Source organism: Stutzerimonas kirkiae, from assembly GCF_004327335.1.
GTDB classification, from domain to species: domain Bacteria; phylum Pseudomonadota; class Gammaproteobacteria; order Pseudomonadales; family Pseudomonadaceae; genus Stutzerimonas; species Stutzerimonas kirkiae.
In genome coordinates this window covers 131,559-155,814 of sequence record NZ_QJUO01000005.1, presented here as the reverse complement: position 1 = coordinate 155,814, position 24,256 = coordinate 131,559, and the positions used below count along the sequence as shown (strand labels likewise).

General features: G+C 67.4%; 22 protein-coding genes and 1 pseudogene. 8 read left to right on the top strand and 15 right to left on the bottom strand.

Annotated features, from left to right (window positions below):
• A pseudogene (locus DNJ95_RS19780) lies at positions 1-107 on the top strand (IS110 family transposase); the annotation flags it as partial.
• 131 nt (positions 108-238) lie between these two features.
• Here DNJ95_RS19780 and DNJ95_RS05225 read toward each other — a convergent pair.
• Both DNJ95_RS05225 and DNJ95_RS05220 read right to left on the bottom strand, forming a co-directional pair.
• Complete coding sequence (locus DNJ95_RS05225; protein WP_165491577.1) at positions 239-1,066, bottom strand: VOC family protein; 828 nt, start codon at positions 1,064-1,066, stop codon at positions 239-241.
• 139 nt (positions 1,067-1,205) lie between these two features.
• A complete protein-coding gene (locus DNJ95_RS05220; RefSeq protein ID WP_165491578.1) occupies positions 1,206-1,973 on the bottom strand; it encodes a class I SAM-dependent methyltransferase in 768 nt (255 codons plus the stop codon).
• 289 nt (positions 1,974-2,262) lie between these two features.
• Between DNJ95_RS05220 and DNJ95_RS05215 the strand changes: the two genes are divergently transcribed.
• From DNJ95_RS05215 to DNJ95_RS05200, 4 genes are read left to right on the top strand one after another with little or no spacing between them, the layout of a single operon-like run.
• The gene (locus tag DNJ95_RS05215; protein ID WP_165491579.1) at positions 2,263-3,609 is read left to right on the top strand and encodes an MFS transporter; all 1,347 of its coding nucleotides are present in this window, start codon (positions 2,263-2,265) and stop codon (positions 3,607-3,609) included.
• Positions 3,606-4,463, top strand: a complete 858-nt coding sequence (locus DNJ95_RS05210) for a VOC family protein (RefSeq protein ID WP_131183665.1) — start codon at positions 3,606-3,608, stop codon at positions 4,461-4,463. Before DNJ95_RS05215 ends, DNJ95_RS05210 begins: the two co-directional genes overlap by 4 nt.
• On the top strand, positions 4,460-5,962 hold the full coding sequence (locus DNJ95_RS05205; RefSeq protein ID WP_131183664.1) for a M81 family metallopeptidase: 1,503 nt from the start codon (positions 4,460-4,462) through the stop codon (positions 5,960-5,962). The genes DNJ95_RS05210 and DNJ95_RS05205 overlap by 4 nt, the downstream gene beginning before the upstream one ends.
• Before the next feature lie 15 nt (positions 5,963-5,977).
• On the top strand, positions 5,978-7,150 hold the full coding sequence (locus DNJ95_RS05200) for a M20 aminoacylase family protein (RefSeq protein ID WP_131183663.1): 1,173 nt from the start codon (positions 5,978-5,980) through the stop codon (positions 7,148-7,150).
• Positions 7,151-7,272: 122 nt separating this feature from the next.
• Here the strand turns inward: DNJ95_RS05200 and DNJ95_RS05195 are convergent, their stop codons facing one another.
• The 5 genes from DNJ95_RS05195 to DNJ95_RS05175 form a co-directional block, all read right to left on the bottom strand.
• Positions 7,273-7,746, bottom strand: coding sequence for an aminomethyltransferase family protein (locus DNJ95_RS05195; RefSeq protein ID WP_131183662.1), 474 nt, complete (start codon positions 7,744-7,746; stop codon positions 7,273-7,275).
• On the bottom strand, positions 7,743-10,601 hold the full coding sequence (locus DNJ95_RS05190) for a 2Fe-2S iron-sulfur cluster-binding protein (protein ID WP_131183661.1): 2,859 nt from the start codon (positions 10,599-10,601) through the stop codon (positions 7,743-7,745). Before DNJ95_RS05190 ends, DNJ95_RS05195 begins: the two co-directional genes overlap by 4 nt.
• The gene (locus DNJ95_RS05185; RefSeq protein ID WP_131183660.1) at positions 10,598-10,849 is read right to left on the bottom strand and encodes a sarcosine oxidase subunit delta; all 252 of its coding nucleotides are present in this window, start codon (positions 10,847-10,849) and stop codon (positions 10,598-10,600) included. The genes DNJ95_RS05190 and DNJ95_RS05185 overlap by 4 nt, the downstream gene beginning before the upstream one ends.
• Before the next feature lie 26 nt (positions 10,850-10,875).
• Positions 10,876-12,132 (bottom strand): sarcosine oxidase subunit beta family protein, encoded by a 1,257-nt coding sequence (locus DNJ95_RS05180; RefSeq protein WP_131183659.1) that lies wholly within the window; start codon positions 12,130-12,132, stop codon positions 10,876-10,878.
• A 175-nt stretch (positions 12,133-12,307) separates the two neighbouring features.
• Positions 12,308-13,747 carry a TolC family outer membrane protein gene (locus tag DNJ95_RS05175; RefSeq protein ID WP_131183658.1) on the bottom strand — a complete coding sequence of 480 codons (1,440 nt, stop codon included), beginning with the start codon at positions 13,745-13,747 and terminating at the stop codon, positions 12,308-12,310.
• 596 nt (positions 13,748-14,343) lie between these two features.
• On the opposite strand from DNJ95_RS05175, the gene DNJ95_RS05170 reads away from it, so the two are divergent.
• On the top strand, positions 14,344-14,877 hold the full coding sequence (locus tag DNJ95_RS05170; protein ID WP_131183657.1) for a hypothetical protein: 534 nt from the start codon (positions 14,344-14,346) through the stop codon (positions 14,875-14,877).
• 53 nt (positions 14,878-14,930) lie between these two features.
• Here the strand turns inward: DNJ95_RS05170 and DNJ95_RS05165 are convergent, their stop codons facing one another.
• The 6 genes from DNJ95_RS05165 to DNJ95_RS05140 all read right to left on the bottom strand — a co-directional run bounded on the left by DNJ95_RS05165 (position 14,931) and on the right by DNJ95_RS05140 (position 19,682).
• Entirely contained in the window at positions 14,931-15,152 is a 222-nt protein-coding gene (locus DNJ95_RS05165; protein ID WP_131183656.1) for a DUF3820 family protein, read from the bottom strand.
• 13 nt (positions 15,153-15,165) lie between these two features.
• Positions 15,166-16,077 (bottom strand): CHAD domain-containing protein, encoded by a 912-nt coding sequence (locus tag DNJ95_RS05160; RefSeq protein ID WP_131183655.1) that lies wholly within the window; start codon positions 16,075-16,077, stop codon positions 15,166-15,168.
• Between the two features lie 48 nt (positions 16,078-16,125).
• The gene (locus DNJ95_RS05155) at positions 16,126-17,391 is read right to left on the bottom strand and encodes an Hsp70 family protein (protein WP_131183654.1); all 1,266 of its coding nucleotides are present in this window, start codon (positions 17,389-17,391) and stop codon (positions 16,126-16,128) included.
• Between the two features lie 97 nt (positions 17,392-17,488).
• Entirely contained in the window at positions 17,489-18,265 is a 777-nt protein-coding gene (locus tag DNJ95_RS05150) for a hydroxypyruvate isomerase family protein (protein ID WP_131183653.1), read from the bottom strand.
• Complete coding sequence (locus tag DNJ95_RS05145) at positions 18,262-19,149, bottom strand: NAD(P)-dependent oxidoreductase (RefSeq protein ID WP_131183652.1); 888 nt, start codon at positions 19,147-19,149, stop codon at positions 18,262-18,264. The genes DNJ95_RS05150 and DNJ95_RS05145 overlap by 4 nt, the downstream gene beginning before the upstream one ends.
• A gap of 62 nt (positions 19,150-19,211) precedes the next feature.
• Positions 19,212-19,682 carry a MaoC family dehydratase gene (locus DNJ95_RS05140; RefSeq protein ID WP_131183651.1) on the bottom strand — a complete coding sequence of 157 codons (471 nt, stop codon included), beginning with the start codon at positions 19,680-19,682 and terminating at the stop codon, positions 19,212-19,214.
• A 478-nt stretch (positions 19,683-20,160) separates the two neighbouring features.
• On the opposite strand from DNJ95_RS05140, the gene fadD1 reads away from it, so the two are divergent.
• Complete coding sequence (gene fadD1, locus DNJ95_RS05135) at positions 20,161-21,849, top strand: long-chain-fatty-acid--CoA ligase FadD1 (RefSeq protein ID WP_131183650.1); 1,689 nt, start codon at positions 20,161-20,163, stop codon at positions 21,847-21,849.
• 56 nt (positions 21,850-21,905) lie between these two features.
• On the top strand, positions 21,906-22,454 hold the full coding sequence (locus tag DNJ95_RS05130; RefSeq protein ID WP_131183649.1) for a glutathione peroxidase: 549 nt from the start codon (positions 21,906-21,908) through the stop codon (positions 22,452-22,454).
• Positions 22,455-22,496: 42 nt separating this feature from the next.
• Here the strand turns inward: DNJ95_RS05130 and DNJ95_RS05125 are convergent, their stop codons facing one another.
• Both DNJ95_RS05125 and DNJ95_RS05120 read right to left on the bottom strand, forming a co-directional pair.
• Complete coding sequence (locus DNJ95_RS05125; protein WP_131183648.1) at positions 22,497-23,000, bottom strand: hypothetical protein; 504 nt, start codon at positions 22,998-23,000, stop codon at positions 22,497-22,499.
• Between the two features lie 169 nt (positions 23,001-23,169).
• Positions 23,170-24,231: a sodium:calcium antiporter gene (locus DNJ95_RS05120; protein WP_131183647.1), complete on the bottom strand. Its 1,062-nt coding sequence runs from the start codon at positions 24,229-24,231 to the stop codon at positions 23,170-23,172.
• Positions 24,232-24,256: the final 25 nt, after the last annotated feature.

The window sequence follows — 24,256 nt, the reverse complement described above, 5'->3', positions numbered from 1 at the left end:
CCGGTAAACAGATCATCTGCGCGGCGATGCGCAAGCTCCTGTGCATCGTTTATGGCGTGCTGAAATCCGGTGTGCCCTTTAACCCCGAATTGGCACTTGCTCGGTGAGGGCCAAGACGGTATCTACGTCAGGGCCTATGTCGATATTCGATGTGTGACGCGACACCAGGTCTGCTGGCGACCGAGTGTCGCGGTGGCGGGCGACGGTTTGCGCAGGGTGCGCACCGATCATGCGGGGGTCAGGATGCCTGGAATTCCAGCACCACGTTATGCGCGTCATCGGCAGCGATGCGGATCGCCTCGCCCAGTTCCTCGAAAGCGATGTTCGCCGAGCGCAGCCAGTCGCGGGTTGCATCGAGATCGGCGCTGTCGAAGCTGACCAGGCCGCTGGCCTGGCCGTGGGGCCAATGCGCCGTGGCGACGAAACGGAGCGGGGCGCTGCCGGTGTTTAATTCCAGGGCGTCGTCCTGGCGCCGATAGGCGTCGCCGCCGGCCAGCGCGCGCAGACGCGACTCCACCGGCTGCAGGTCGGCGACCGGCACGGTGATCGCCCGGACGCCGAGGGCACTGTTGGGATGGGCCGGGGCGTCGGCCTGGTAGACCCGTTCCGGGGTCAGGTGCTGGCAGAAGAACAGTTGCGCCTCCAGGGGCGCGCCGACGGCCTGCGGCAGGAGCACGTTGAACAGCAGTTCGACTTCCCCGCCCTGCGCGCCGGGGCCCTTGCGGCTGAGGGCGAAGGGGCCGAAGGCGTCGATTGCCTGGGCCTGCAGGTGGGCCTTGGCGGCCTCGGCGTCGGCGCTGCCCAGCGCCAGCATGCGCAGGCCGTCGCCACCCTGCTCGAGGAGGTCGGCCAGGGGCTGGTTGAGGGCATCGGCCTGGGTCACGGTCAGCAGCTCCAGGTAGTCACGCTGGAATACCGCGACATGGTTGGCGGTGGAGGACTGCGGGTGGCGGTTGCGCGGCGACAGGCGAAAGCCCAGTTGGCTGTAGCGTCGCTGGGCGCTCTCCAGGTCCTTGACCAGGATGACGAGGTGATCGAAGCCGGTGATATGGGCGCTGGTGGTCATGGGCATTCCTGTCTGACGGGCTGGGCGGGATAAGGGCGACACACCGGTGTCTCCGGCGTGCTCCAGGGGGCGATTGTCCCGCCCGGGCAGGACGCGGGCGATGGCCATCAGGCTTTCTGATGGTGGCGATGAGAAACGGTTATGCCGGCCCGGCCGCCAGCCGCAACAGGGCTGCGGGGACCGGGCTGTCGTCCAGTCGCCGGGCCTGGAAGCCTGCCCTGGCCGTCTCGGCCAACAGCGTGTCGAGGCCGAGGGTGCGCCAGTCGCGCTCGACCGAGAAGCTGCGGATGCGTGTTGCTCCGGCCGATTGATCGAAGCGCATATGCCAGCGGATCAGTTGCGCATCGTCCTCGACGGGTTCTCCGCGCAGCCAGATGTCGAACCGGTGATCGCCGATGTCGGCGCTGGCGACGAGGGATTCCGGCACCTGCTGCGGCCTGTCTAGCGGCATCGTATCCAGCAGGACGATGCCCGTGGGGCTGAGGGCCGCGGCCAGTCTCGGCCAGAGCGCGAGGCGCGCGGGCTCGTCGAAGAAGCCTACGCAGCCGCACACCATCGCGACATCGATTCCGCTGGGCAGGGGGGCTGTCGCGATGTCGTGCGGATGCACCGTCACCTTCTGCCGCAACTGCGGGTCGGCGAGGATGCGCGTCATCAGGCCGATGCGCATCGAGGCGGATGGCTCGATGGCATGGATGCGTGCCTGTGGAAAGGCTTCCCGGATGATCCCGAGCGCCACTCCGGTGCCGCTGCCGATATCTAGCACGAGTTCCGTCTCGGGGCTGGCCGTGCGGAAGGCATCGAGAACCGAGGTGCGCCGCGAGGCCCAGTGCTGCTCCGAGAGGATGTCGTATATTTCCGCCGATTGGCCGTAATACTCATGGGGTTCCCGGGAATTGTCGGACATACGCTTGCTGCTCCTGTGATGCTGATGTCTGTCGCGGGCGACCGTCGGCGGTGCCTGCATGGCCCGCCGCGGCTGTCGGCGGATGCGGGCCGTTTCGGCAATTCCCGCGGTTGTGCAAGGGCGGTGTACTGCAAAGGCGCTGCGGAGGCGATTGTCCCGTCCGGTTGTGGCGCGGGCGACGCCCATCAGGCTTTCTGATGCTGGCGATGAGAAACGGTTATGCCGCTGGGGCGCTGGTGAGGCGCGTTGCACAATCCGTCGCTCCATGATCCGCCAGGAAGCAGCGACGATGAGCAAACCGGCAAGCCCCCGCAAGATCATCCCGCCCGGCGTATGGCCGACGCCGGCCCAGGGCTGGTACGCGGTGGCCGCGCTGACCTTCGCGCACTTCGTGTCCTACCTGGACCGCACCATCATCAGCCTGCTGGTGGAGCCGATCAAGGCCAGCCAGCAGTTGTCCGACACCCAGGTCAGCTTCCTGCTCGGCTTCGCCTTCGCGGTGTTCTACGCGCTGGCGGGGATTCCGCTGGGCTATCTGGCCGACCGCAGCCGGCGCAAGCGGCTGATCCTTGCCAGCATCGGTATCTGGAGCCTGATGACCGCCGCCTGCGGCCTGGCCAAGGGCTTCTGGGGGCTGTTCCTGGCGCGGGTCGGCGTCGGCGTCGGCGAGGCCGGCCTCAACCCGGCGGCGATTTCCCTGATCTCGGACTGCTTCCCTCCACGCAAAAGGCACTTCCCGGTGGCCACCTTCATGGTCGGCGGCACCCTGGGCGGCGGCCTGGCGATCATCCTCGGCGCCGGCCTGGTCAGCCTCGGCGAGCGCCTGACCTTCACCCCGCTGCCGCTGCTGGGCATCCTCGAACCCTGGCAGTGGGTGTTCGTGCTGGTCTCGCTGCTCGGCCTGCCAGCGCTGCTGCTGGCGGCCGGGGTGCGCGAGCCGGCGCGCAAGGGGTTGTTGCAGGCCAGCGACAGTGGCGCGGCGGTCAACGCCTACCTGCGCCGCCACTGGCGCTGCCTGGCCGGGCTGTTCGTCGGCACCAGCCTGATCCTGATGGTCAACGTCTGCTACCTGGTCTGGGGGCCGACGCTGTTCGTCCGTGTGCATGGTTTGACTTTGCAGCAGGCCGGGCTGATGGTCGGCCTGCCGTGCTTTGTCGCCGGTATCGCCGGCAATTTCGTGGCGCCGGCGATCGCTCGTCGCCTCGGCCGGGGCGGCCGGCAGGACGCACCGTTGCTGACCATCCAACTGGTGGCCCTGCTGGTGGCGCTGCCGATGGTGCTGGGGCCGTTGCTGCCGACGCCGCTGGCGGTGATCGCCACCGTGGCGCCAGCCATCGGCCTGATGGTCGGCTCGGCCTCGGTGGTGCAGATCGCCGCCCAGCAGATCCTGCCCAACCAGTTGCGGGCGCGGGCGGTGGCCTTCTACAACCTGGCGGTGAATGCCCTGGCCTTCGGCCTCGGGCCGTTGCTGATCGGCCTGCTCAGCGACCGCCTGTACGCCGACGAAAAGCTGCTGCACTACTCGATCGCCACCCTGGCGCTGGCGGCGATCCCGCTGGCGCTGTTGGTGCTGGCGCGGACCCGGCGGCATTTCCTGGCCGCCGCCGCCGATGCGCGTGACTGGAGCCCGACATGAACGATGGCATTCTCGATATCGACCACGTCACCTGTGTGGTCGCCGACCCGGACGCCGCCGGGCGCCAGCTGCAGGCGCTGGGCTTCAGCGTGGCGCCGCTGAGCGTGATGGCGACGGCCGGCGTGGCCAACCGGCTGGTGCTGTTCGAGCCGGCCACGGTCGGCGTGGCCAACTTCATCGAGCTGATGGGCATCGTCGATCGCGAACGGTTGCCGGCGACGCTGTTGCCGCACCTGGAAGGCGAGCGCGGGCACCGCTGGCTGGTGCTGTCCGGTCCGGATGCGGCGGCCAGTGTCGCCGCGCTGCGCCAGCGCGGCTATGGCCTGGGCGAGCCGCTGCCGATCCGCCGCGAACTGCGGCTGGAGAGTGGCGAGGTGCTGCGTATCGCCTTCGACGTGGCGATGCCGATCGAGGCGCCGCTGCCGTTCAATTTCTGCCAGTACCGCACCCTCGAACATTACCTGCACCCGTCGCTGCTGCGGCATGCCAACGGCGCCCGCTCGCTGACCGGGCTGCTCTGCCGTTCGCAGCAGCCGGAAGCGCTGCTGGGCTATTTCGAAACGTTGTTCGGGCGGCCACGGCGGGAGCACGGCGATGGCCTGGCGAGTGTCTCGCCGGCGGCGCTGGAACTGCTGGTCGCCACCGACGCGGCCTGGCACGACTGGCTGGCGACGGCATTGCCGGCGCAGCGGCTGCACCCGCACCAGGTGTTCGGCTGCCGTATTCGCGTCGACGACCTGGCGGCGACGGCGGCCTGGTTCGCCGCCCACGGCGTGGCAGGCCACGCTTGCCGCCTCGGGCTGGCGGTCGCGGCGCCCGTCGCCGAGCTCGGCCTGCTGGTATTCCATCAATGAGCGGCGCGCCCCGGGTCGCCATCGCCGGTTTCGTCCACGAGACCAACAGCTTTTCGCTGCTGGCGACCCGCTACGAGGACTTCGACAGTTGCATCTTCACCGGCGGCATCCTGCGCGGGGCCGCGCTGGATGCCTTCCTCGCCCGCGCCCCGTTGGCCTGTGGCGGTTTCTACCGGCGGGCGCTGGACGAAGGCCTGCAACCGCTGCCGCTGCTCTATGCCTTCGCCGAACCGAGCGGGCTGGTGCGCGAGGATGCCTTCGAGGCGATCGTCGGCGAGATGATCGCCGGGCTCGAAGCGCTGACGGAGGTCGACGCGGTGTTCCTCGAGCTGCATGGTGCGATGATCTGCGAGGCGTACGACGAGGCCGAGGCGCAGATCGTCGAGCGGGTGCGGCGGGTGGTGGGCGAGGCGGTGCCGATCGTCGCCGCCTTCGACCTGCACGGCAACCTGACGCCGCGCACCCTCGGCCAACTGGATGCCGCCGTGGCCTTCAGGACCTACCCGCATATCGATATGGTCGCCACCGGCGAGCGCGCCTGCGCCGTGCTGCAACGCCGCCTGGCCGGCGAGCGCTTCGTGCTGGCCTGGCGCGCGCTGCCGTTCCTGATACCGATCAACCGCCAGTCGCACCTGGAGGAGCCCTGCAAGTCGCTCTACCCGCTGCTGGCAGCCAGCGAGGCGCGTTCGCCGGCGCTGGCGTCGCTGAACCTGCTGACCGGCTTTCCCCTGGGCGACGTGCCCGAGGCCGGTCCGAGTGTGTTCGCCTATGCCGCCAGCCAGGTACTGGCCGAGCGGGCGGTGGACGAGCTGCTGGCGGCGGTGCTGCGCCGCGAGCCGCAGTTCGTCAGCCACCTGGCCAGCGCCGACCAGGCCGCCCGCGAGGCCGCCGCCTGGTCGGCGGACAAGCCGCTGCTGCTCGCCGACGTGCAGGACAACGCCGGTGGCGGCGCCAGTTCGGACACCGTCGAGGTGATCGCCGCGCTGCTGCGCCACCGGGTGCAGGGGGCCATCGTCGGCCTGCTGCACGACCCGGAATTCGTCGAACAGGCCCATCGCCATGGCGTGGGATGCAGTGTGGAACTGGCGCTGGGCGGCAAGTCGATGCCCGGGCAGTCGCCACTGCGGGAGCGTTTCGAAATCCTCGCGCTGTCGTCCGCGCCCTTCCAACTGGTCGGCGCCGTCGCCGGCGGCGTACGCATGGACCTGGGCCGTTCGGCGCTGGTGCGCTGCCAGGGCGTGCGCATCGTGGTCACCAGTGGCAGGACGCAGTGCATGGATAGCGGCTATTTCCGCCATTTCGGCCTGCAGCCCGAGCGGCAGCGGGTGATCGTGGTGAAGAGCGCCAACCATTACCGCGCCGATTTCCAGCCGCTGATCGGGAGCATCATCGAAGTCGAAAGCCCCGGCGCCTGCATGATGGACCCGGGGCGGATCCCTTACCGCCGCCTGCGTGTGCAGGTACGCCGGGTGGCCGCCAGCGTCCCGCCCCTGGAATGAGCAAGAGGTTGCCTTATGCCCATCGCCGAACTGCTGGCCTGCCAGGATGAGTTGAGCGCCTGGCGCCGCCACCTGCACCAGTACCCGGAAGTCGCCTTCGAGGAACGGCGCACGGCACAGTTCGTCGCCGACAAGCTGGCCTCCTTCGGCATCGAGGTGCATCGCGGCCTGGCCGTCACCGGTGTGGTCGGCGTCTTGCGTTGCGGGCCGGGGCCGGCGATCGGCCTGCGCGCCGACATGGATGCGCTGGCGATCGAAGAGGCCAACGATTTCCCCCACCGCTCGCGCCACCCGGGACGGATGCACGCCTGCGGCCACGACGGGCATACCGCGATGCTGCTCGGTGCCGCCCGCCACCTGGCACGTACCCGGCGCTTCGCCGGCACGCTGTATTTCATCTTCCAGCCGGCCGAGGAGAACGAGGGCGGCGGCCGGCGCATGGTCGAAGAGGGGCTGTTCGAGCGCTTCCCGATGCAGGCGGTGTTCGGCCTGCACAATATCCCCGGTATCGCGCTCGGTCGCTTCGCCGCGCTGCCGGGGCCGGCGATGGCCTCGTTCGATGTGTTCGAGATCGTCGTCGAGGGCCGTGGCGCCCATGCCGCGATGCCGCAACAGGGGGTGGATGCCATCGTCATTGCCAGCGAACTGGTGCTGGCGTTGCAGAGTGTGGTCAGCCGCAATCTCGACCCGCACGAAGCGGCGGTGCTCAGTGTGACCCAGTTGCAGGCCGGCGAGACCTGGAACGTGCTGCCGGACAGCGCGACCCTGCGCGGCACCGTGCGCGCCTTCGACGAGGCGGTGCGCAGGCGTATCGAGCAGCGCCTGGGCGAGCTGGCCGAACACATCTGCGCCGCCCACGGCGGCAGCGCCCGGGTGCGCTATGAGCGCCGCTATCCGCCGACGCTCAACGACGCCGGCTGGACCCGCCGTGCCGCCCAGGTGATCGTCGATACCTTCGGCGCCGACGCGCTGCTGACCGACGTGCGGCCACTGATGGCGGCGGAAGACTTCGCCTATATGCTGCAGGCTTGCCCCGGCTGCTATGTGTGGCTCGGCAATGGCGATGACGCAGGTGGCTGCACGGTGCACAACCCGCATTACGACTTCAACGACGAGGCGCTGGTACATGGCGCCAGCTACTGGGTCCGGCTGGCGGAGACGATCCTGGCTACCCCGGAACGGCCATAGGCTGCGGGCGCCGCGTCAACGATCGAGTGTCATGGTGGGTAGCGGCGGCCTGCCGTAGGGCGCGCCGTGCGCACCTGGGCGCTCGACGCCGCCATCCCCGCTGCGCGCAGAGAGGTTTCGGCTCAATCTCCCAATGCCGCGCAATGGACCTCCAGCGCCTGACGCAGCCAGGCGTGGTAGCTGCGCGGTACCAGCAGTTCGGCATGCTCGCCGGCGGCCGCCACCAGGATGCGCACCGGCACTTGCAGCAGCAGGGTGCCGGCGACCGACTCGCGATCGGGCGGGAAGCAGGTGTGCAGGTCCAGCGGGCAGGTGCGGGACAGCAGGCCGCGCCAGTGCCGGCCGCCGATGCGGATCAGGCGCCAGTGGTCACTCAGGTCCTGCGTGGTACAGCCCGGCGGCGCCGGGTAGGCGGCGGCCTGGGGGCCGTCGAGCAGCCAGCGGCCTGGTGCCAGCCAGGCGATGCGCAGGCCGTCGGCGCTCAGTCGGCAGCTATTGGGCGCCAGCGGAAAGCCCTCCGGTGGCGCCGCGTCCCGGCCCTGGTCGAGCAGCCACAGGGGGCGCCCGTGGATATCCTGCAAATGGATGTCGCTCATTGTCCGTGTTCCATCTTGCCGAGGGCTTCGACCCGCACGGCGACCTGCCGCTGGCGCAGGGGATCGGCGGCCAGCAGTACCTGGCCCTGGCGTGCCAGCCCGTCGCGCAGCAGGCCGAGGGCGATCCAGCCGCCATGCCGGGCGCTGTGGGCGGCGCTGCTGACGTGGCCGAGGCTGTCGCCGCCCTCGGCGGTGAGCAACTGGCTACCGGCCGGGATGAGTGCAGTGGCCTGCAGCGGGCGCAGGCCGACCAGCCGTGGCCGCGCGGGGTCGGCGAGGCCGGGGCGCTGCAGCAGGGGGTAGCCGATATAACGCTTGTCATGGCGCAGCAGATGGCCCAGGCCGAGGTCGGCGGCGCTGCGGCGGCCGTCCAGTTCGTTGCCGCCCGGTTGGCCGCGCTCGATGCGCAGCAGTTCCTCGCAGGCCTGCCCGTAAGGGGCTATGCTCAAAGGCTGGCCGGCCTGTTCCAGGTCACTCCAGAGGCGCGCCGCGGTGCCTGCGGGGACGTGCAGCTCCCAGGCTGGCTCGCCATACAGGCCACAGCCGAACAGCCGCAGCGGGCGCCCATGAGGTTGCAGTTGCAGGGCCTCGCCAGGTCGCGGTGGTCGTTCCAGCAGGCCCAGCCGAGGGCTTTGCAGCAGCGCCTGCGCCTGCGGCCCGCGCAGCAGGATGGCGGCCCACTGTTCCGCGACATCGAGGGCGCGCACCGCCAGTTCCGGCCAGAGCACCTGCAGGCAATACTCGACGTGCCGCCTCACCGCCGCCGCGCGTGCCGCGTCGCTGGTCAGCAGATAGTGATCGTCGGCGAGGCGCACCAGCATGCCCAGTTCGAACAGCAGGCCATCCTCGCGCAGCATCAGCCCGGGGCCGGCTCGCCCGACCGCAAGTGCATCGGCAGGGTTGGCGTACAGCCGTTGCAGCAACCGCACGCAGTCCGGCCCGCGCAGTTCGAGCCTGCCGCTGGCCGAGCGGTCGAGGAAACCGCCGGCGGCGTGTACCGCCAGGCTTTCCCGCTGCGCCGACTGCGGCGTCGTTTCGCCTGGGAGCGGGTAGCCGGCGGGTAGCCGCCAGGGGCCGCTGTCGACCATCGCCGCGCCCAGGCGCAGGTGTTCATCGTGCAGCGGCGAGTGCCGGCGCGGGCTCTGCAGCGATTGCCGGCGCGAGCCGGCCAGGGCGCCGAGGCTGACCGGCACGCTGGGCGCGCGGGCGCGGATGGTGCCGATGGCCGCGGGCGCCTGCCCGCTGAGGCTGGCCAGTGCGCTCAGGCCATTGAGGTTGCTGCCCTTGCCCTGGTCGGTGCCCATGCCCAGGGCGGTGTAGCGCTTGAGGTGTTCGAGGGTCGCATAGCCCTCGGCGGCGGCCTGGCGGATATCGGCCAGGCTGACGTCGTTCTGCAGGTCGACGAAGGCGTCTTTTTCCCGAGATGTGGCGAGGATCGCCGGGCCGTTCGGCTGTGGCGCGGGTGTGCTGGCGGCGCGTGGCCGCCGCGCCCCGCCGCCGGCGGCCAGCCAGCCCTGTTCGAGGGCACCGTCCAGTCCCAGGCAGCCGTTGCAGGCGCCGACGGACACATGCCGCTGGTGCGCCCGCTCGGGCACGAAGGCATCCAGCCGGGGATCGTGGCGCAGCGTGCCCTGGGCCTGGACATGCAGTTGCACCGCCGGCATCCAGCCGCCGGACACGCACAAGGCATCGCAGTCGATGCGCTGGCGCCGGCCATTACGTTCGATATCCAGGCCGGACAGCCGTTGCCGGCCACGGGTCCGCAGCGCTTGCGCATGCAGGGGATGCCCGGGACGGGTATCGAGCTGGGCGACCACCTCGACGCCGGCCGCCAGCAACTCGTTGCCGAGGCTGTGGGCGTCGTCGTTGTTGGCGAGGATCGCCACCCGGTGGCCCGGCGCCACGGCGTGGCGATGCAGGTAATGACGGGCGGCGCCGGCCAGCAGGATGCCGGGGCGGTCGTTGCCGGGGAATACCAGCGGCCGCTCGTGCGCGCCGGTGGCGAGGATCACCCGCCCGGCGCGGATCCAGTGCAGGCGCTCGCGGAGCTGGCCGGCGGGCGCGTCGTCCAGCGTTTCGACGGCGGCGACCAGGTTGTCATCGTAGTAGCCGAAGGCGCTGGTGCCTTGCAGCACGCGCACCCCCCGTTCGAGCAGGCGGGCCTTGGCCCGCTGCGCCCACAGTTGGCCGCCCAGCCCTTCCAACGAGGCCGGCCGCGACAGCAGCGAGCCGCCCGCCAGGGTGTCAGCCTCTACGGCGATGACCCGTTGCCCGGTGCTTTCGCTGGCCGCCAGCGCCGCTGCCAGCCCGGCGGGGCCGAGGCCGATCACCAGGCAGTCGCAGTGCCAGTGCCGATGCTCGTAGCGGTGCGGGTCGGCCAGGCGCGGCGCGCGGCCCATGCCGGCCATGCCGCGCAACAGGCGTTCGTACCAGGGCCATAGCCAGCGTGGGCGCATGAAGGTCTTGTAGTAGAAGCCGGGGCCGAGCAGCGCCGCCAGCCAACCGCTGGCGGCGGCGAGGTCCAGGCGCAGCGACGGCCAGCGGTTCTGGCTGTGGGCGACCAGGCCCTGGCGCAGCGGCACCTGGGTGGCGCGGCTGTTGGGCGTCGCTTCGGCGCCACTGCCCAGGCCCAGCAGGGCGTTGGGTTCGTCGCCGCCGCTGGCGTACAGGCCGCGTGGCCGGTGGTACTTGAAGCTGCGCGCCAGTAGCCGCACGTCGTTGGCCAGCAGCGCCGAGGCCAGGGTATCGCCGGCGAAGCCGTGCAGCAGTTGGCCATCGAAGTGGAAGTCGAGCGGTTGCGAGCGGTCGATCAGGCCGCCGCCGGGCAGGCGCAGGGGTTGTCCGGTGTGGCTCATGAAAGCGCCGCGGCGGCGAGGATGCGGTGGCTGCGGGTATCGCGCCGCAGTTGCAGCCACTGGCCGCAGCCGGCCTGGTGCTGCCAGAGTTCAAGGTGTTCGCCGCAAGGGTTGTCGCGCAGGTAGACGTGCTCGACCCAGTCCTGCAACGGGGCGTCGTCGGCCGGGCGCACGCGGCCGGCCTCGCCGCCATAGTGGTATTCGGTCTGCGCCCGAGGGCCGCACCAGGGGCAGGGGATATTCAGCATGGAGACAGGCTTCCTCGTGTTCGTATTCAGTGCGCGTTGGGGGTCGGGCCGGCGCCCTTTTCGTCGATCAGGCGGCCTTCGGCGAAGCGCTCCAGGCCGTAGGGGCGGTTCAGCGCATGGGGCTGGCCCTCGGCGAGGGTGTGGGCGAACACCCAGCCGGACGCCGGGGTCGCCTTGAAGCCGCCGTAGCACCAGCCGGCATTCAGGTACAGGCCGTCGAGCGGGGTCGCGCCGATGATCGGCGCGCCGTCCATGCTCATGTCCATGATGCCGCCCCAGGTGCGCAGCACCCGCAGCCGGCTGAAGCAGGGGAACAGGCCCAGTACAGCGGCGGCGCTGTGCTCGATCTCAGGCAAGTTGCCACGTTGCGCGTAGCTGTTGTAGAAGTCGATGTCGCCGCCGATCACCAGTTCGCCCTTGTCGGACTGGTTGACATAGACGTGCAGCGCCCCGGAGGTGACCACGGTGTCGAGCACCGGCTTCACCGGTTCGGTGACGAAGGCCTGCAGCACATGGCTTTCCAGCGGCAGGCGCAGGCCGGCGAGGCGCGCCAACTGGCTGCTGTAGCCTGCCACCGCCATGCCGACGCGGCCGGCGCCGATGGTGCCCATACTGGTCTCTACGCCGCTGATGCGCCCACCCTGGCGGGTGAAGCCGGTGACCTCGCAGTTCTGGATGATATCCACGCCCAGGCTGTCCGCCGCGCGGGCGTAGCCCCAGACCACAGCGTCGTGGCGCGCGGTGCCGGCCCTTTCCTGCAGCAGCCCGCCAACCACCGGATAGCGACTCTGTTCGGAGCAGTCGAGCAACGGTACGCGAGCCTGCACTTGCTCGCGGTCGAGCAGCATGGCGTCGATACCGCCCTGGCGCAGAGCGTTGCCGCGGCGGGCATAGGCCTCCAGTTGCGCCGTCGAGTGGGCGAGATTGAGCACGCCGCGCTGCGACAGCATGACGTTGTAGTTCAGCTCGCGGCTGAGGCCTTCCCAGAGCTTGAGTGAAAATTCGTAGAAGCGGGCATTCTCGGACAACAGGTAGTTCGAGCGCACCATGGTGGTGTTGCGCCCGGCATTGCCACCGCCGATCCAGCCCTTCTCCAGCACCGCGACGTTGCCGATGCCGTGGTTGCGCGCCAGGTAGTAGGCGGTGGCCAGGCCATGGGCGCCGCCGCCGATGATCACCACGTCGTAATTGCGTTTGGGTGAAGCCGCGCGCCAGGCCCTGGGCCAGTGCCGGTTGCCGCCGAGGGCGTGTTGCAGAAGCTGCCATGCCGAATATCGATTCATGGCACCATGATCGGCATTCCGGTGCCGGCGAACAGCACTATAGGAACATGTGATGGCGCGGATAAGGCGCCGTGATCGAGTGGGCGGGGCGGGCTCCCATATGGACACAGTGGGACGCTTCAGGCGCGCTGCGGTACCCTCGGCGCGACCTGTGGCGAGGTGGCTCCGGGAGGCTTCAATCCAGGCGCGGGGGCCGCCCGATGCTGTCCGACAGGTCCGGTGGCAGGAAGTCGGTGTCGGGGTTGTAGTCTGGCTTGAGGTAGTTGGCCAGCTCCTGCAGGTCGCCGGGGTTGAGCGTGCCGGCGGACTGTTTCAGCAGCAGGTTGTCGAGGATGTAGTCGTAGCGGGCGTTGTTGTAGTCGCGAACGGCGGCGAACAGTCGGCGTTGTGTGTCGAGCACGTCGACGATATTGCGCGAGCCGACCTGATAGCCGATTTCCGTCGCTTCCAGGGCGCTCTGGTTGGAGATGATCGATTGCCGGCGCGCTTGCACCTGTTCGATATCGGTGTTCACCGCCCGGTGCAGGTTGCGTGTGCTTTCGACGATCTGCCGGCGCAGGCTCTCGCGCAGTTGTTCGCTCTGGTCGAGCTGGTGCCCGGCCTGGCGCGTCTGCGAGTTGGTCAGGCCACCGCTGTAGAGCGGTATGTTCAATTGCAGGCCGATGCTGCCCTGCTCGGCGTCGCCCCGATAACGGGTAGCCACGGCGGCGCTGTTGCTGAAACCGAGGGTGTCGTTGTCGCCCTTGCGGTAGGAGGCCACCGCATCCAGGGTCGGCGCGTGGCCGGAGCGGCGTTGGCGCAGGGTCTGCTCGGCGGCGATCACCGCCTGGTCGCTGGCTTGCAGCGCGAGGTTCTGGCGGGCCGCGGTCTCGACCCAGGCCTGGGCGTCGTTGGGCAATGGCGGCAGAACCGGCAGGCTGTGCCGGATGCCTTCCAGGGCCAGGTACTGGCGATTGGTCAGCGTGGCGAGCGCCTGGAAGGCGTCGTCGACCTGGCGCTGGGCGATCATCCGGTTGGCACGGGCGGTATCGTACCCGGCCTGGGCTTCGAGCACGTCGGTACGGTCGGACAGGCCGACCTCGAAGCGCTCGTTGGCCTGGTCGAGCTGGCGTTTGAAGGCGGCTTCCTCCGCTTTTACCGCGGCCAGGTTGTCCTGGGCGCGCAGTACCGCGAAATAGGCCTGGGCGCTTTGCAGGACCAGGTTCTGTTCGGCGACCGAGTATTCCAGGGCGGCCTGTTCGCTGCTGGCCTTGGCGGCTTGCAACTGATACCAGCGATCGGCACGGAACAGCGGCTGGCTGAGGTTGGCCTGGTAGGCGCTGCCGCTGCGCGAGAAGGATTGCGAGCCCTGCTGGGTTTCGATACGGGTACGGCTGTCGCCCAGTTCGGCGGAGGCGCTGAGGTTGGGCAGCAGGCCGGCGCGCGCCTGTGGCACGGTTTCCTGGCTGGCCTGGAACTGTGCCCGGGCCGCGGCCAGGTCAGCGTTGTTGTTGAGGGCTTCGCGATAGACGCTGAGCAGGTCGCTCTTGCTCGCCGGCGTGAGGACATTGTCCGCCCAGGCGTTGCTTGCGAGCGACAGGGTGATGGCGATGGCCAGGGGAAGTCTGCGCAGCATGTCGATGATCCTGATGAACGAGAGCAGGCGCTGAGACTAAACGGCGCCATGCCGCGGGGTCAAAAGTTTCCGGCGGAATCGACAGGGTTGCCGGGGCGGAAGGGTGAGGTCGCCGTGGACGTGGGGAAGCGCCCGGGGCGAGCGCATGAAATCCGCTCCATGGCCGTGGAAGCCGCAGTCGTGTTGCGACCGGGTTGGCGATTTTGTGTGGGCTGGTGGTGTGCTGCCCCGTCCCGCCACCAGGCATTCGCACAGAGACGGTGGTCCCTGGGGCACGCTGTACGCTCTATAGCCGGACACAGGATGGCCAAATCCGCTATCCCTCATAGAGCACCAGGGCGATCGCGCCATGCCGTTATTCACCGGCAAGGTGCTTCGATAAAAGCGCTGGAGGCTGGAACGCTGGACGAAAAACACCGGCTGTCACGCTCTTTCGTCCAGGCTCGAGCGCTTCCAGCGCTGTTTTCGGCTGTTTGCCGTGCATGGCGCGATCGCCCTGCATAGGGCACGATTTCCTCCCCATACAGCCCGATCATGCCCTCTCCCATCGCCCCGATCCGTTATCCTGCGGCCTTCGATTTCCCCGGGATGCGACCATGAAAGAGCAACTGACCGAACTGATTCGCCTGATAAGCTCGGGCTGCATGCGCGAGGAGGACATCCTGCGGGTCGCCGACGAGGCCAGCCAGGCCTATGCCGATCCACAGGCCTTCCTGCAGGCCAATGCCGATATCAACTACGACGATGACTTTCCGATCCCCCTCGGCGAGTGGGTGGTGGTGGGCAGCCTGCCGGATACAGTGCTGTTCCAGGCCGATGACTACCCGCAACTGTTCGCGCAGATCGTCGCTTCGTTCGGCGAGAGCGTGAGCTTCGTACTCAAGCCCAAGCAACTGGGGAAAACCGAACCGTTGAAGGCGCTCAACCGTATCCAGGTGCAGATGGGCAGCCTGTACCCGGAAAAGGGCGGCTATGTGCTGGTGGACTTCAGCGAGCCGCTGGACGATGAGTTGCAGGCGGTGCTGGTCTATCGCGAAGACTTGCCGCGCGTCATGCAACTGGCGGTGGAGGTGGGGATTTACGCGGAGCCTGCCCTGGAGGCGCTGAAGGTGCAAAGCCATCAGCCATAAGCGGGTTGCAATACCTGACGGCTACCCGAGCATTTGGAAGCTTGCAGCTTGTCTTATGGCTGCCTTTTCCGGCGCAGCGGGTCGAGCAGGGCGGACAGGCCGTTGTGGTCGATCTCGTGCATCAACTCCAGCAACTGGCCCAGGTCGCCGCGCGGGAAGCCGCTGCGGGCGAACCAGTTGAGGTAGTCGCCAGGCAGGTCGGCGATGGCGCGGCCCTTGTATTTGCCGTAGGGCATGGTCTGGGTCAGCAGGCGTTCGAGGTCCTCGGGGCGCATGGGTGTCCTGTGTTCAAAGGGTGTGGTATTTGCGGGCGTCTTTCCAGTAGCCGCGTATGCGCTCGACCAGGGCCGAGGGCGGTTCCCCATAGAGTTGCCGGCCCTGGACCAGGGCTTCGTGGCGCAGGGCCTGGCGGCGCTGCCCGATCAGGCGGGCGAGCAGGCTGCGCTCTTCTTCATCGCCGAACAGCGCGGGTTCGCGTTCCAGTGCCTGCTGCATCATATAGAGGTCGTGTTCGTCGCCGAGTGCTTCGGCCAACTGCTTCAGTGATTCGCAGCGTTGCGCCATCAACCCTGGCCAGACCGGGGTGAGCAGGCGGCACTGGTACCAGTGGTCCTTGACCCGCTTGCGCCACTGGTGGAAGCCCTCGTCGTCGGGTTCCTCGCCGAGTTTCGCCAGTTCCCGGGTGCCCGCCCGGTAGATGTCATGCAGCCCCTCGGCCAGTAACTCGAAGCCTTTGCCGTGCAAGCGCCAGTTGTCCACCCCGTGCATGATTGCCTGCAACTGCGCCTGGACTCCGGAGATCACCACGCCGAGGCCGGCATCGCAGGCCTCGGCCGTTTCGGCACGGGCCTGCAGGCGCTGGCGGGTCTGGCGCATGGCCTGGTTGTCGAATGGCTGGCCGAAATGGCCGGCCAGCAGGTCCCAGCTTTCCAGCATGGCCGTGGCATCGCGCGACTCGGACAGTTCGCGGGCGATGTCGCGCAGGCGGCGGTTTTCCCGGTCGAAGGTCACCCCCAGCGGTTTGCGCACCAGGCGCAGCAGCGCCCGGAGTTCCTTGATGCGCTTGCGTGCCTGGTGGATGCCTTCGCCCACGTCCATCGGTGGGGCTGCCAGGGCGTCTATCGCTTCGGCCAGTCGGTCGCGGGCGGCCTTGCGCACCTGGGCGGCGACGGATGAGCGGGGACGTAGCTGGTATGCCATAAGAGCCTGCTCCTGCATGCAATGCACGGGCGGTTGCCTGTGCCTGCATCAACCGTAGCGCTTCCTGGCCTCGATGGCCAGACCGTTGCCGATGCTGCCGAAGCGGTTGCCCTCGACGTGGCGTGCCTGCGTCAGCCTGCTGGCGACACACTGCCTCAAGGCCGGGATGACGCTGGAGCCCCCGGTGAAAAAGACGCTATCGACATCGCCCGGGCGCAGCCCGGCGTCGTTCAGCAACTGGTCGATGCAAGTACCGATACGTTCCAGCAGGGGGGCGATCGCCTGTTCCAGCGTAGTGCGTTGCAGCCTGGCGAGCAGACCGGGTTCGATGCGCCCCAGGTCGATGTCGCGCTGCGGCTGGTCGGTCAGGGCGATCTTGCTGTCCTCGACCTGCATGGCCAGCCAGTGCCCGGCCCGTTGCTCGACCAGGCGCAGCAGGCGGTCGATGCCGCTGGGATCGACGATGTCGTAGCGCATGCTCTGCAGTGCGCGCAGCGAGGCCTGGGCATAGACCGCGTTGATGGTGTGCCAGGTGGCCAGGTTGAGATGGGGGCTGGTGGGCATCAGGGCATCGCTCTTCATGCGGCTACCGTAGCCGAACAGGGGCATGACGCCCTGCAGGCTGAGCTGCCGGTCGAAGTCGGTGCCGCCGATATGGATGCCGCGGGTCGCCAGGATGTCGTGCTGGCGCTGGTCCAGGTGATGGCGCTCGGGGGACAGCCGGACCAGGGAGAAATCCGAGGTGCCGCCACCGATATCGACGATCAGCACGCGCTCTTCGCGTTCGATGCGCGATTCGTAGTCGAACGCGGCGGCGATCGGCTCGAACTGGAAGGAAACGTCGCGGAAGCCCAGCTTGCGCGCCACGCCTTCCAGGGTGTCGGCGGCTTCGCGGTCGGCCTGCGGATCGTCGTCGACGAAGAACACCGGGCGCCCCAGTACCACTTCCTCGAAGCTGCGTCCGGCCTGGCGTTCGGCACGCTGCTTGAGGGTGCCGAGGAACAGCCCGAGGATTTCCGTAAAGGGCAGGGCGCTGCCCAATACCGTGGTCTCGCTCTTGAGCAGGCGGGAGCCGAGCAGGCTCTTGAGCGAACGCATCAGGCGGCCTTCGTAGCCATCCAGGTATTCGGCCAGTGCCTGGCGTCCGTAGACCGGGCGGCGTTCTTCGAAATTGAAGAACACCACCGATGGCAGTGTGTCGTGGGCGTCTTCCATGGGCAACAGCGACTCTGCGCCCGGGCGCCACCAGCCGACCGTCGAGTTCGAGGTGCCGAAGTCGATACCGCAGGCGCGGGCGGGAGTGGGGGTTCGCATGGGGGCACCGGTGCCGGAAAAAAGGGCGCGCAGTTTAGCGTCAACGGCGATTCTTTCAAGCTTCAAGCTTCAAGCTTCAAGCTGTTGGCTTGCAGCGTCAGCGCCAGTCTTCGAGCCAGCCGAGGCTCTGCCGGGTGCTGTCTAGGCCGGGCCAGTATTCGGCGCCGAGCCAGCCCTGGTAGTCGATGTCGCGCAGGGCCTGCAATGCCCGCGGGAAGTCCATCTCGCCGCTGCCGGGGGCGCCGCGGCCGGGGCAGTCGGCGAACTGTACGTGGCCGATGCGCTTGCCCAGTCGCTGGATGCTGGCCGCGATGTCCAGCTCCTGGCGCGCCAGATGGTAGAGGTCCAGTTGGGCCAGGCAGTTCGGGTGGTCGACCCGTTCGAGGATTTCCAGCAGGTCATCCGGGGTGTTGATGAGAAAGCGCGGCATATCCAGCGGATTGATCGCTTCGCACAATACCGGGATGCCCAGCAGCTCGAACTCGCGGGCCGCGCGGCGCAGGTTGTCGGCCAGGGTCTGCATGGCCTGCTCGCGGTCGACGCCTTCGATCAGCCGTCCCGCGAGCACGTTGACGCATTGTGGGCGCACCATGGCCGCATAGCTCAGGGCATCGCGCAGTGCCTGGCGGAATTCATCCTGGCGCTGCGGTATGCAGGCGAGGCCGGGGCCGCCTTCCATCAGGTCGCCGGCGGGCAGGTTGATCAGCACCAGCGGCAGGCTGGCGCGTTCCAGCGCTTCCTTCAGGCGTATTGCCGCGATTTCGTAGGGAAACTGGATTTCCACGCCGGCAAAGCCGGATGCACAGGCCTCGTCGATGCGTTCGAGCAGCGGATATTCGCTGAACAGCAGGGACAGGTTGGCGGCAATCTTCACGGTGTCTGCTCCCTATACAGTTGTACCAGCGTCGCCGGGTCTTGCTGCAGGTTGCCGCGGCTGGCGTGCTGGCGCATCAGTTGCGCGGCCAGGCCGCTCATCGGGGTGGCGCAGCCTGCTTCGCGGGAAAGACCGACGGCGGTGTCGAGGTCCTTGAGCAGGGTGCGGACATGCCATCTGGCCGGTTGGAAAACACGGCTGGCCATTTGCGGCGCAAGTATCTGCAGCGGCCTCGAGTCGGCGAAGCCGCCGGCCAGCGCGGGTGCGAGCAGGCTGGCATCGACCCCGGCGCGCTCGGCCAGGGCGACCGCTTCGGCGATCACCATGGCATTGCAGGCGACGATCATCTGGTTGCAGACCTTGGCGACCTGGCCAGCGCCGACTTCCCCCATGTGGGTGACGCGTTGCCCTAACACGAGCAGGTGAGGGCGTACGCGTTCGATATCCTCCCGCCGGCCGCCGGCCATGATCGCCAGGCTGCCGGCCTCCGCCCCGGCCACGCCGCCGGAAACCGGCGCGTCCACCCAGCGCATGCCGGTACGCTCGAGCAGGCGTGCGGCCATTTCGCGGGTGGCGGCCGGCTCCAGGCTGGAGTGGTCCAGCAGAATCTGTCCGCTGCGGGCGCCTGCTGCGATACCGCCCGCGGCGAAGACCACCTCACGCACCGCCGAGGTATCCGTCAGGCACAAGTGGACGATATCCGCCTGGCAAAGCTGTGCCGGCGTATCCACGGCTGTCGCCCCGAGCGCCTGCAGTGCTGCGCATTTTTCCGGCGAGCGGTTCCATACGCGTAGCGTATAGCCCGCCGCCAGCAGGCGCCGGCACATGGGCAGGCCCATCAGGCCTATGCCGGCAAAGGCAAGGGTTGGCAGGGTCGTGGACATGGCCAGGCCTCCAGTTGTCGGGGGGCGGGATAACGAGACGAGTGCTTCCCTGGGCATCCGGCTCAGCCGAAGCTGATCGGCGGCAGGTTCTTCAGTTCGACGGTTTCGGCCTTGCGCGGCGCCAGCACTTCCGCTTCGCCTTCGACCACCTGTTGCCCATCCTGATTGAAGACGTTGGTGGCGATGCGCACTTTGTTCTTCGGCAGTTTTTCCAGTATTTCCAGGTGCACGCTGAGCGTGTCGCCGATCTTCACCGGGCGCACGAAGCGGATGCTCTGGCCCAGATAGATGGTGCCCGGCCCGGGGATGGTGCAGGCTACCGCGGCACTGATCAGTGCACCGCTGAACATGCCATGGGCGATCCGCTCCTTGAAGCGGGTGCCGGCGGCATAGTCGGCATCCAGGTGGACCGGGTTGCGATCACCGGACATGGCCGCGAACAACTGGATGTCGCGCTCCTCGACCGTCTTGTCGAAGGTGGCGGTCTGGCCGACTTCCAGGCTGGCGTAGGGTGTGTTGCTAAGGGTGCTCATAGACGTTTCCGGATTCTGATGGTGCGTGGTCGTTGGTGCTTTACGTATGACATCGAAGGGGCGCGATGGCATGCCGGAGTCTCGACAAAGGGCGGCATTCTATGGGCTGTTGGGGTCCAAAGGCGAGCCGCATCGACGTGATGTCGATGTTCGGGTATGGCTATTGGCCATATCATGCGGCCGTTTGTCCGACGTGGGCAGCGGCTCGTCGCAGCAGCCGGTCCCATGTACAGGTCGCATGGGCGCCCGCTGGCGAGAACTGCATTCCAGAGCGATTTGTCCATGGAATGCTTTGTGACTTGTTTTTTGTATTTGGTCATATAGTGTCCTTTTGTTCGTTTCGCGGCTCTATTCGCCCTGTTTTAAAGCTGATAATCTCGGGTCACTTTTGGCCGGAATCGTTGCCAGAACGCACACAAACAACAAAAAACAGCCGCCGCCTGTGCGGTGAAATAGCTGTCTCTCAGGAGTGGGTTCCATGACAGATAATTTCTGGAAGGATAAGTATCCCGTCGGCATTGCCAGCGAAATCGATCCAGACACCTATCCGAATATCCAGTCCGTGCTCAGGCAGTCCTGCCAGCGTTTCGCGGACAAGCCTGCGTTCAGTAACCTCGGCAAGACGCTGACCTACGGCGAACTCTACAGGCTCTCCGGCGACTTCGCCGCCTATCTGCAACAGCACACCGACCTGCAACCGGGCGACCGCATCGCGGTACAACTGCCCAATGTCCTGCAATATCCGGTGGTGGTCTTCGGTGCCTTGCGCGCCGGGCTGATGGTGGTCAACACCAACCCGTTGTATACCGCGCGGGAGTTGGAGCACCAGTTCAATGACGCCGGCGCCAAGGCCTTGGTATGCCTGGCCAACATGGCGCACCTGGCCGAGCAGGTGCTGCCCAGGACCGGCCTGAAGACCGTGATCGTGACCGAGGTGGGCGACATGCTGCCGCCGCTGAAGCGCCTGCTGGTCAACGCGGTGGTCAAGCATGTGAAAAAGATGGTGCCGGCCTACGACCTGCCGTCGGCGGTCAGCTTCACCAGGGCTATGGCGCTGGGGCGCGGCAAGGCCGTGCGCGAGGCCGAGCCGGACCGCGAGGAGGTCGCCGTGCTGCAATACACCGGCGGCACCACCGGGGTGGCCAAGGGCGCGATGCTGACCCACCGCAACCTGATCGCCAACATGCTGCAATGCAAGGTGCTGATGGGCTCCAATCTGAACGAGGGCAGCGAGGTCGTGATCGCGCCGCTGCCGCTCTATCACATTTATGCCTTCACTTTTCACTGCATGGCGATGATGCAGTGCGGCAACCACAATATCCTGATCACCAACCCCAGGGACTTGCCAGCTTTCATCAAGGACCTGGGCCAGTACCGCTTCACCGGTTTCGTCGGTCTCAACACGTTGTTCGTCGCGTTGTGCAACAACGACAGTTTCCGCAAGCTGGATTTTTCCGCGCTGAAAGTGACGATCTCCGGCGGCATGGCCTTGCAGCGCGCCACCGCCGAGCGCTGGGAGCAGGTTACCGGCTGTCCGGTCTGCGAAGGGTATGGCCTGACCGAAACCAGCCCGGTGGCTTCGGTCAATCCGATCCAGCGGATCCAGATCGGCACCATCGGTATTCCCGCGCCCTCGACGCTGTTCAAGGTCATCGACGATGAAGGCCGGGAACTGGCGCTGGGCGAGATCGGCGAGCTGTGTGTCCAGGGGCCGCAGGTGATGAAGGGCTACTGGCAGCGCCCCGGCGATACCGCCGAGGTGCTGGATGCCGAGGGCTGGTTGAAGACCGGGGACATCGGGTTGATCCAGGAGGATGGCTATATCCGCATCGTCGACCGCAAGAAGGACATGATTCTGGTGTCCGGCTTCAACGTCTATCCCAACGAACTGGAGGATGTGCTGGCGACTTTGCCCGAAGTGTTACAGGGCGCCGCCATCGGTGTCCCTGACGAGCGCTCGGGGGAGGCGATCAAGCTGTTCGTGGTCACCCGGCCGGGCAAGAGCCTGACCCGGGAGCAGGTGATGAAGCACATGCATGATAACCTCACCGGCTACAAGCGGCCGAAGGTGGTCGAGTTCCGGGACAGCCTGCCGACCACCAACGTCGGCAAGATCCTGCGTCGCGAGCTGCGTGACGAAGAACTGCGCAAGGCCGGGCTCAAGTAACCGCATGGGCGTTTGCGTTGCGCCCGCCCGTTCATCTCATCCTTCGGGAGATAGCCATGCCTGTATCGAGACCGTGGGTCGCCCTGGCCCTGGCATGTGCCAGCGGCGCGGCCCTGGCCGCCGAGTGTCCACCGCTGTTGCAACATGAACTGCCCAAGCTGCGCTCCAAGGAAGTCGTCGATTTCTGCGAGCGCTTCAACGGCAAGGCGCTGGTCGTGGTCAATACGGCCAGCCACTGCGGTTTCACGCCACAGTTCAAGGGGTTGGAGGCGCTTTACCAGCGCTTCAGGAAGGATGGGCTGGAAGTGGTGGGCGTGCCTTCCGACGATTTCTTCCAGGAGGCCGATGACGACCGGAAGACCGCCGAGGTCTGCTATGTCAATTACGGCGTGACCTTCACCATGACCCAGACGCAACCGGTACGGGGGCGCGATGCCACGCCCTTGTTCCGGGAACTGGCCGAGCAGGCGGGCAAGGCGCCACGCTGGAATTTCTACAAGTATGTGGTCGATCGCAATGGGCAGGTGGTGGCCAGTTTCCCGAGCAAGGTCAAGCCGGATGACCCGCAACTGATCGAGGCGGTGCAGAAGGCGCTGGCGAACTGACGCGGCGGGCGTGCTGGTCCAGGCCGCCTGGAACCATGGCCTTCAAGGTCCTTGCAGACAAAGCAGCCGCAAGCGGAATGCGCCTAGTGTCACGACACGCATCAACTGTCGGCATGTGCTCAGCTCTCTGTGGGAAGGGGTGCGCCGTGCGCACCTGGGATAGCGGTGCCGATCGTTCAGGTGCGCGCGGCGCACCCACACAAGGCTGCCGTCCGCGACATTTGATCGTTGACGCGATACCAGGGCGCTGTGCGCACCGGGGAATTGCGCGTCGCTTGCCGGTGTACGCGGCGCACCCTGCAACGGCTTCAGGCTTTCGACCGCTCCTGTGCATTCGTATGGGGCTCGCAGGTAGCCGAATTTCAAGGCCAGGCGTTTTTCCAGTGCGGCGCTGTGGCCTTCTTCCCGTGCCTCCTTCAAACATCTGACTTTGTCATGCAGGGCGCGTTCGCGGACGAAGGCCGGGCGCCGGGCTTCGGCGTCTTCGGAAAGGTGCCGGAGCTTTTCCTGGGCCTGTCTAGCAGGCGGATGATGAATGCCTTGCATGATGCTGTCCTCCTGTCAATGCTCGAACTAGGCGGTCCAGTACGCCGTGGCGTTTCATTCAGCCTCCAGCTTTCCAGCGCTCTTTTCGATGCTGGCGCGTTCGCCCTGGGCGATGGGGGCGCCCGTTGCCAGAGCCAGCCTGTATGGCATGGGTCATGCCGGCTGGCGCCTATCGGCTTCTCCAGAGATGGATGGCCAGCGCCAGGGCTGTTAGCGGCAGCGCGTAGTGGAACATGATCTCGCCGAGGCGCTCGAGTTGCGGCCTGCCGGTGGCGAACAGTGCCAGGTAGAGGATGTAGGCGGCATAGTGGCCGAGCAGCAGCAGGCCCAGCCAGCGCGGCAGCTTGCCGGCACAGAAGATCATCAGGACGGCCAGGGTCGCCATGAGCATGACGGGGAAGTCGATATCCAGGGCGTTCGGCGAAATCGACAGGGGCTGTGGCGACAGCAGTGCCGCCAGGCCCAGGGTGCCCAGGAGGTTGATGATGCAAGCGGTGGTGATATGGCCCGCGGCGGTGTCGCGCCGACCGCGCAGCAGGCCGGCGCAGATATTCAGCAGCAGCGGGATGGATGTGAGCAACGCGAGTAGCGTCAGCCCACTGAGCAGGTCGGAAAGCCCCAGGAGCTGTGCCGCGTCACGCACGCCATCGACCAGGAAATCGGCGCCGCTGCACAGCAGCGTGATACCCAGCAGCAACTGCAACGGACCCAATAGCCAGGTGCGACGTCGCTGGCGGATGCCGCCATTCTCGCCACCGGCGTTCCGCGCATCTGTCGGGAGCCTGGGGCTGGCCCGCCGGCGCAGTAGGATATAGGCGAGGCTGCCCAGCAGCAGGAGGCTGGCGTCCAGCCGCCCCAGCGTACCGTCCTGGGCCAGGACGAATGCCAATAGCAGGGCACCGAACAGGCTGGGCAGTTCCACGCGGAGCAGGCGTGCCGGGATCAGCAGGGGCGCGAGCAGGGCGCTGCCGCCGAGCACCGCGAGCAGGTTGGCGATATGCCCGCCGAGTACGCTGCCGAGGGCGAGGTCGTCATGGCCTTTCAGTATGGCCGTGACGCTGACGACCAGCAGTGGGGCCGTATTGTTGAGGGCCAGCAGGGCATTCGAGTCGGCTGGCCATGCCTTGCCCAGCCTGGCGCCCAGGCGCGCCAGGGCTGCCGTCGTCATCTCGTTGCCGGCGATGATCAGGGTCAGGCCCAGGGCCAGGTGGAGAAACACGAACATGCTCATCGGCGGCCCGCTTTCCGGTCCGGAC